Raw genomic sequence first — 7,503 nt, 5'->3', positions numbered from 1 at the left:
CGGGCGGCCCGTCCGGGCCCGCTGCCGAGGGGCCGGCGGAGGGGATCGGGGGGCCGGCCGGCGGCGGGGAGGAGGAGCGCGGGGTGGTCCGGGCCCGGCCGTCCGCTTCCGCGCCGGCGCAGGGGTCTTCGGCCGGGGTCGCGGGGGCGTCCGGGATGCCGTCGGCCGGGTCGTAGGGGGGAAGGGTCCTGGGAGGCTTGTCCTGCGCCCCGTCGTCGCCGGCCTTGCGCTCGATCCAGGTGTTGTCGGCGACGTTGACGATGACCAACCGCTTGATCACCTGGATGGTCGGCTCGATGACGATGACCTGCGTGGGCTGGTAGCCGTTCCACTGCTCGCCCTTGAGCACCGGGTTCCCCTTGGCGGAGCGCGGCGCGGCGAGGGGGTTCCCGCAGCCGCAGCGCACCCGGGGCATGCCGTGGTCGTCGACGAGGACGGCCGTGCCCGCCTGGAGCACCGACTGGTAGCCCTCGGCCCGGCCGTCGCGGAAGCCGTGGTTCGTGACGCGGGTGTCGGCCCGCAGCACCACGGGCGTGAGGGCGCGCAGGAAGTCGGGGATCTTCTCCTGTTCGATGCCGGCGGCCTGGGCGAAGGAACGGGCCTTGGCGGCGTCGGAGGTGAGGAAGGCGACCTGGCGTTCCACGTCGCAGCTGCCGAGCCGGCTGGTGCCGCCGTACAGGCCGGGGGTGGCGGCGCCGACCGTGCGGATGCCGCGGCCGCTCGCGTTGGGCAGCGGGGGCTGGACGGGGGCCGACTCGGCGGTGGCGGAGGAGGGGGTGAAGGGGTCGGGCCCGGCCGCCCCGACGGGCTGGAGGGTGAGCTCCAGGCTTTCGGGACCGGGCCCTTGGTCTGTTCGGGGGCGGTGCCGGAGCAGCCGGCGGCGATCAGGCCGAGGGCCGCCAGGAGGGCCGTGCGGAGCGGGTACGTGACGGCGCGGTGCCTGACGGCGCGCTGCCTGACGGGATGTCGGTGCGGGCACGTCGTTCAGGTCGTTCACGCTGCTCTCCCTTTTCGCCCCGGTTGCTCCCTCTTGTCTGCCCCATGTCCCGGGGTGCCGCAACCGGAGCGCCGCCGGATACTGGAGGCGATGGAGTGGTTCACCGCGCCCGGCTACTGGCTGGGCCGGCTGGTCTTCCAGCGGGCCCTGGCCGGTGTCTACGTCTTCGCCTTCGTCGGGGCCGCCCTGCAGTTCCGGGCACTGATCGGGGCGCACGGCATGCTGCCCGTCCCGCGCTACGTGCGGTACGTGCCGTTCCGCCACGCCCCGAGCCTGTTCCAACTGCGCTACTCCGACCGGCTCTTCGCCTGCTGCGCCTGGGCCGGGGCGGCCGTGGCCGCGGCGCTGGCCGCCGGGGCGGGGGACCTGGTGCCGCTGGGCGCGGCCATGGGGATGTGGGCGGTGCTGTGGCTGCTGTACCTCTCCATCGTCAACGTGGGCCAGACCTGGTATTCCTTCGGCTGGGAGTCCCTGCTGCTGGAGGTCGGCTTCCTCGCCGTCTTCCTCGGCAACGCGCGGGCCGGGCCGCCCGTGCTGGTGCTGTGGCTGCTGCGGTGGGTGCTCTTCCGGGTGGAATTCGGCGCCGGGCTGATCAAGGTGCGGGGCGACGCCTGCTGGCGCCGGCTGACCTGCCTCTACTACCACCACGAGACGCAGCCGATGCCGAACCCGCTGAGCTGGTTCTTCCACCACCTGCCGAAGCCGCTGCACCGGGTGGAGTGCGCGGCGAACCACTTCACCCAACTGGTGGTGCCGGTTCTGCTGTTCACCCCGCAGCCGGTGGCCTCGTACGCGGCGGGGGTCATGGTGGCCACCCAGCTGTGGCTGGTGCTGTCGGGGAACTTCGCCTGGCTGAACTGGCTGACGATCACCCTCGCCCTCTCGGCGGTGGACTTCACCGGGATCGCCGGCCCGCCGCCCGCCGCCGCCTCGCTCGGGGCGCCCGTCTGGTACGCGGTCCTGGTGTGCGCGGTGACCGTGCTGGTGCTGGCGCTGAGCCGGCACCCGGTGGCGAACCTGGTCTCGCGCCGCCAGGTGATGAACCGCTCCTTCGATTCCCTGCACCTGGTCAACACGTACGGGGCCTTCGGCACCGTCGGCCGGATCCGCGACGAGGTGGTCGTCGAGGGCACCGCCGACCGCGTCCCCCGGGCGGACGGGGACTGGCGCGAGTACGGCTTCAAGGGGAAGCCGACCGAACTGCGGCGGATCCCGCGCCAGTTCGCCCCGTACCACCTCCGGCTCGACTGGCTGATGTGGTTCGCGGCGCTCTCCCCCGGCTACGCCCGGGACTGGTTCGGGCCGTTCGTGGAGCGGCTGCTGGCGGGCGACCGGGACACGCTGCGGCTGATCCGCCACAATCCCTTCCCGGACGCCCCGCCGCAGTTCGTGCGGGCCAGGCTGTACCGCTACCGGTTCACGACCTGGCGGGAGCTGCGCGAGACGGGCGCCTGGTGGCACCGCCGGCTGCTGCGCGAGTACCTGCCGCCGACCCGCCTCGCGGAGGCCGCCTCGTCAGAGCCCGAGTAGTGGTGGATTCCGTTCCGCCGAGATCCCCTTGCGCGGACGGTCGGGGCGCTGCGGGGCGACCCCGCCGATCGAGCGGAGCCAGGCCCAGGTGTCGGCGACGGTCTCCTGGACCGGCCGGCAGACCAGACCCGCGGCGAGGGCCTTGGTGACGTCGCTGCCGAACATGTAGTCGTGGAGCTCGCCCTCCGGGAGCCAGATCGGCAGTTCCGTCCAGGCCTCGATCCCGGCCTCCCGGATCGCGTCCGCGTCGGTCCAGCGCAGCTCGGGCGTGGTGCCGGTGGCGGCGGCGCAGGCGTCCAGGAGGGTGCCCATGGTGGCGTGGCCGCGCGGGGAGACCAGGTCGTAGGGCCCGCCGAGGCCGGCCGCCGCGGCGTCCAGGGTCCAGCGCGCGAGGTCGCGCGCGTCGATGTACTGGAGCGGCAGGTCGCGGGGGCCGGGGGCGAGCATCGGGCCGCCCCGGGCGGTGCGGTCCAGCCACCAGGGCAGCCGGCCGACGTTCTCGTACGGGCCGATGATCAGGCCGGCGCGCACGAGCAGTGCGCGGTCGCCGAAGGCGTCGAGGGCGGCGAGCTCCCCGCCCCGCTTGTCCTCGGCGTAGGCGGTGGAGCCGGCGTCGGGCGAGCCGTCCACCACCGGGCCGTCCTCGGTGAGGCCGACGGGGGCGGGGTAGGCGTACACCGAGCGGCTGGAGACGTACGCGTACCGGCCGGCGCGCGCGGCGAGCAGCCGGGCGCTGTCGCGGATGGCGGTGGGGGCGCCGCTCCAGGTGTCGACGACCAGGTCCCACTCCCCCTCGGCGAGGGCGGCGAGCCCTCCGGGGGCGGTGCGGTCGCCGTGCAGCGCGGCGGTTCCGGGCGGGGGCGCGTGGTGCCCCCGGTGGAAGACGGTCACCTCCCAGCCCCGGTCCAGGGCGTCTTCGGTGATCGCGCGTCCGACGAATTCGGTCCCACCCAGCATCAGGAGTCTCATGGGCCCGACCCTGCCGGGCGCGGCGGGACGGCGGAAGGCTTGATCGCCCACGGCGATGACGCTGACGGCATAGCCCCTGCGGGAACCGGCGGCGGCGGGTCCCCGTACGTGCCGCGCCCCCGTCGCCGTCGGGCGCGGGGGCGCGGTCCCGTTCTGCGGGCCGGGGCCGTCAGTCGATGCCGGGCAGGATGTGCGGCTCCGCCAGGTCGTCCTCGTAGCCGGCCAGCCGGATGGGCGCCGAGCGGGCCCAGACCTCCAGGCTGCCGAGTTCGTCGGACCGGGTGATCGTTCCCCGTCCCGGGAGCTCCAGAGTCGGGTCGGTCTTCTTGGTCTCAGTCACCGCGCACTCCCTGTGTGTCGCGTAACCCGGCGGGCGGGACCGCGCGCCGGATAGGGGGATTCAGTGGTTCGTCCGGACGCGGTGGCGCCTTGGTGGAGCGGGTGCCCGGGTGGGGGCTCCTTGCGCCTTAGGGTACACATATGAGCGGGGGTCCGCTCGATGGAACGGTAAAATCCGCGCCGGACCGCTTGTTTTCGCCCCGAGTTCAGGAAGTCGTACACCGGCGTGTCCGCCGGGGCTGATCTGCTCGTCGGCGGTGGCGCGTGCGCGCGGACGACGGAGGGAGCCGTTGTGGCTATGTCGGGGTTGCCCACGATCGACAGTGTCGACGAGCTGATGGAACTCCTGCACGCGCACCGGAGCGGCCGGGGGCTCCAGGCGGCAGCCCTGCTCCGCCGCTCGCACCCCTTCGACAAGGAGCTCCAAGTGGCCGGGCTGGTGCACTTCCTGGGCCCGCTGCTGGCCGCCCGGGGAGGCGACGCGGCCGAGGCGGTCCGCCCCCTGCTGGGAGACCGGGTGGCCCGCCTGACCAGGGCAGACGGGCCGGAGGCGGCCGGGGACGCGGCGGCCGAGGCGCTGCGCCAGGCGGTCCGTGCGGGCGGCACGTCGGGGCTGGACGCCGGGGTGGTGGAGGACTGGCGGCCGCTGCTGGAACTGGTCGCGGCGGGGGCCTACGGAATCCACGGGACGGTTCGCCCGTACGAGTGAGGGGCCGGCCGTCCGGGCGGGACGGCCGGCCCCTCGTGGGCCTGCTACCAGTTGGCGGGGGCGTAGTCCTTCAGGAAGACCCCGTAGAGGTCCTCGCCCGCCTCGCCCCTGACGACCGGGTCGTAGACGCGGGCGGCACCGTCGACCAGGTCGAGCGGGGCGTGGAAGCCCTCCTCGGCCAGGCGCAGCTTGTCGAAGTGCGGGCGCTCGTCGGTGATCCAGCCGGTGTCGACCGAGGTCATCAGGATGCCGTCGGACTGGAACATCTCCTGGCCGCTGGTCCGCGTCACCATGTTCATCGCGGCCTTGGCGGCATTGGTGTTGGGGTGCCCGGCGCCCTTGTAGCCACGGCTGAAGACGCCCTCCATCGCGGAGACGTTCACGACGTAGGCGCGCCCGCTGGACGCCTTGCGGGCGGCCTCGGCCATCGACGGACGGAGCGCGCTGATCAGGATGAACGGCGACGTGTAGTTGCAGAGCTGGGTCTCCAGCAGCTCGACCGGGGAGATCTGGTCGATGGTCTGCACCCAGGTGTTGGTCTCGACGACGTCCGGCAGCAGGCCGCCCGCGTCGATGGCGGTGCCGGCGAGGTGCCGCTCCAGGCTGGCGTTGCCCGCGACGAGGGCGAGGTCGGCGACCTTCTGCGCCTCCAGACCGCTCACGCCGACGGGCAGCGCCGCCAGGCCGTCGACCGCGCCCGAGTTGAAGGCGCCGATGACGTGGTGGGCGGGGAGCTCGCCGGCCGGCAGCGGGGCGCTCTCCCCCTCGACGAGCGCGGCGTACGCGGTGGGGAGGCGGCGCACGGTCTGCGTCGCGTTGTTGATCAGGATGTCGAGCGGGCCGGCCGCGGCCACCTGCTCGGCGAGGGCCACGGACTGGGCCGGGTCGCGCAGGTCGATGCCGACGACCTCCAGTCGGTGCATCCAGTCCGCCGAGTCCTCCATCGCCTTGAAGCGGCGGATGGCGTCCTTGGGGAAGCGGGTGGTGATCGTGGTGTGGGCGCCGTCGCGCAGCAGCCGCAGCGCGATGTACATGCCGATCTTGGCGCGGCCGCCGGTGAGCAGCGCGCGCTTGCCGGTGAGGTCCGCGCGGGCCTCGCGCTTGGCGCGGTTCTCGGTGGCGCAGCCCGGGCAGAGCTGGTGGTAGAAGTAGTCGACCTCGACGTACCGCGCCTTGCAGACGTAGCAGGAGCGCGGGCGCTGGAGTATCCCGGCGATCCGGCCGGCCTCGGTGACGGAGGAGGGCAGGATGCCCTCGGTCTCGTCGTCGATGCGCTCGGCGGAGCCGGTCGCGGTCGCCTCGGTGACGGCCTTGTCGTTGGCGGTCTTGGCGGCGCGGCGCTCCTGGCGGCGGCGCTGCTTCACCGTGCGGTAGATGCCGGCGGTGGCGCGGCGTACGGTGATGGCGTCGGGGTGGTCGACGTCGATCTTGTCGAGTTCGTCGAGCACGCTGAGGCAGACGGCGAGGCGCTCGGGGTCGATGCCCGGCCCGTATGCGTGGTTGTCTTCGGTCACCGTCATGGCCGCTGCCGTTCCTTGTTCGCTCGTCCGCGTCCGCCTGCTGCGGAAGTCCCCAAAACGGAAACTGTACGGATCCGACACGCCCGGGTCCAAACCCGTTCCCGCCCGGCTCACGGACCGCGAGCGGCCTGTCACGGTATGGAGGGGATCAAGCCCCTTCGCCCCCCTCGGGCGGCTTGCGCGTACTCCCGCTGGTGTATGCCACGAGGATGACTCGGCCCGCGATCAAGGGGTCTGCGGGCGGATGAACGGGGCGTCCCTTTGGGGCATGGTGGATCTCATGAGTGCCCTGGCCCTGTCGGTTCTGCTCTGCCTGGTCTCCGCCGTCGCGTACGCGGGCGGCGCGATCCTCCAGGAACACGTGGCGGCGAGTTCGCCGGACCGCCGCTACGCGCCGCTGCGCCGCGCCGGCTGGTGGGCCGCGGTCGCGCTGAACGGCCTCGGGGCGCTGCTGCACGTGGTGGCGCTGGCGTTCGGGCCGCTGAGCCTGGTGCAGCCGCTGGGCGCGCTGACCATCGTCTTCGCGCTCCCGATGGCGGCCGTGTTCGTCCGGCGCCGGGCGGGCGCGGCCGCCTGGCGCGGGGCGCTGCTGGCGACGGCCGGGCTGGCCGGGCTGCTGGCCCTGACGGGCGGGGAGGGTGCGGGGCGGCAGGCGCTGGCGGGCGGCGAGCGGAGCCTGCTGCTGGCGGTGACGGCGGCCGGGGCGGCGCTGCTGGTCCTGGCGGCGGGGCGGATGCGGCGGGCGGTGCTGCGCAGCGTGCTGCTGGCCGCGGCGGCCGGTACGGCCTTCGGGATGGGCTCGGTGTTCACCAAGTCGGTGGCCGAGGGCTTCTCGCCGGGGACCCTCGGCGCCCTGTGGCCGGACCTGGTGGCGATCGCCGTACTGGGCGTCCGGCGGGCTGCTGCTGTCGCAGGCGGCCTATCGGGGGGCGGGGCTGACCGCGCCGCTGGCCACCGTGACCGTGGTCAACCCGGTGGTCGCGGCGGCGGTCGGGGTCTCGCTGTTCGACGAAGGTTTCCGGTACGGGACCGCCGGGGCGGTGGCGGCGCTGACGAGCGGCGTCCTGGCGGCGGCCGGCCTGATCCTGCTCACGGCCGTGCCGCCGCACGTGCGGGGGTCAGATCCCTCAGATTCCGACGCCCTTGTTCCGGAGGTACTTCAGGGGGTCGATGTCGGAGCCGTAGCCGGGGGCGCTGCGCATCTCGAAGTGCAGGTGGGGGCCGCTGGAGTTGCCGGTCGAGCCGGAGCGGCCGATGCGCTGGCCGCCGGAGACCTGCTGGCCGGCCTTGACGCCCAGCGCGGACAGGTGGGCGTACTGGGAGTAGCGGCCGTCGGAGTGCTTGATGACGACCTGGTAGCCGTAGGCCCCGGCCCAGCCGGCCGACTCGACCGTGCCGGGTCCGACGGCCTTGACGCTGGTGCCGGTGGGCACCGGGAA

At 73.9% G+C, this 7,503-nt stretch carries 7 protein-coding genes and 1 pseudogene; 3 read left to right on the top strand and 5 right to left on the bottom strand.

The genetic code is table 11. From position 1 onward, the window contains the following. The coding region (locus SSNG_RS42475; RefSeq protein ID WP_007267807.1) for a DUF6777 domain-containing protein at positions 1–997 on the bottom strand (997 nt) is incomplete at its 3' end. Between the two features lie 90 nt (positions 998–1,087). Here SSNG_RS42475 and SSNG_RS30540 point away from each other — a divergent pair. Beyond that, a complete protein-coding gene (locus SSNG_RS30540; protein ID WP_007267806.1) occupies positions 1,088–2,527 on the top strand; it encodes a lipase maturation factor family protein in 1,440 nt (479 codons plus the stop codon). Here the strand turns inward: SSNG_RS30540 and SSNG_RS30535 are convergent. Both SSNG_RS30535 and SSNG_RS42470 read right to left on the bottom strand, forming a co-directional pair. Then, a complete protein-coding gene (locus tag SSNG_RS30535) occupies positions 2,513–3,496 on the bottom strand; it encodes an NAD-dependent epimerase/dehydratase family protein (RefSeq protein WP_042802350.1) in 984 nt (327 codons plus the stop codon). The two genes, SSNG_RS30540 and SSNG_RS30535, sit on opposite strands and share 15 nt — an antisense overlap. Before the next feature lie 169 nt (positions 3,497–3,665). Next, the gene (locus SSNG_RS42470) at positions 3,666–3,836 is read right to left on the bottom strand and encodes a hypothetical protein (RefSeq protein WP_007267804.1); all 171 of its coding nucleotides are present in this window, start codon (positions 3,834–3,836) and stop codon (positions 3,666–3,668) included. Positions 3,837–4,133: 297 nt separating this feature from the next. On the opposite strand from SSNG_RS42470, the gene SSNG_RS30530 reads away from it, so the two are divergent. Then, complete coding sequence (locus tag SSNG_RS30530) at positions 4,134–4,544, top strand: hypothetical protein (RefSeq protein ID WP_042804383.1); 411 nt, start codon at positions 4,134–4,136, stop codon at positions 4,542–4,544. A gap of 44 nt (positions 4,545–4,588) precedes the next feature. On the opposite strand, the gene SSNG_RS30525 is transcribed toward SSNG_RS30530, so the two are convergent. Beyond that, positions 4,589–6,064: an SDR family NAD(P)-dependent oxidoreductase gene (locus SSNG_RS30525; RefSeq protein WP_007267802.1), complete on the bottom strand. Its 1,476-nt coding sequence runs from the start codon at positions 6,062–6,064 to the stop codon at positions 4,589–4,591. A 280-nt stretch (positions 6,065–6,344) separates the two neighbouring features. Here SSNG_RS30525 and SSNG_RS40420 point away from each other — a divergent pair. Next, a pseudogene (locus SSNG_RS40420) lies at positions 6,345–7,158 on the top strand (DMT family transporter); the annotation flags it as partial. Between the two features lie 33 nt (positions 7,159–7,191). Here the strand turns inward: SSNG_RS40420 and SSNG_RS30515 are convergent. Then, a partial coding sequence (locus tag SSNG_RS30515; protein ID WP_042802347.1) for a M23 family metallopeptidase occupies positions 7,192–7,503 on the bottom strand: 312 nt, incomplete at its 5' end.

Origin of the sequence: Streptomyces sp. C, assembly GCF_000158895.1 — a bacterium.
Classification (GTDB): Bacteria; Actinomycetota; Actinomycetes; order Streptomycetales; family Streptomycetaceae; genus Streptomyces; species Streptomyces racemochromogenes.
Note: the sequence above shows the minus strand (reverse complement) of the source record. Positions and strands in the feature narration are given on the sequence as shown.

Excerpts from the sequence above, each read along its gene's own strand:
- SSNG_RS30530 (WP_042804383.1), top strand. The coding sequence starts at position 4,134 with ATGTCGGGGTTGCCCACGATCGACAGTGTCGACGAGCTGATGGAACTC.
- SSNG_RS30535 (WP_042802350.1), bottom strand. The coding sequence starts at position 3,496 with ATGAGACTCCTGATGCTGGGTGGGACCGAATTCGTCGGACGCGCGATC.
- SSNG_RS30525 (WP_007267802.1), bottom strand. The coding sequence starts at position 6,064 with ATGACGGTGACCGAAGACAACCACGCATACGGGCCGGGCATCGACCCC.
- SSNG_RS30540 (WP_007267806.1), top strand. The coding sequence starts at position 1,088 with ATGGAGTGGTTCACCGCGCCCGGCTACTGGCTGGGCCGGCTGGTCTTC.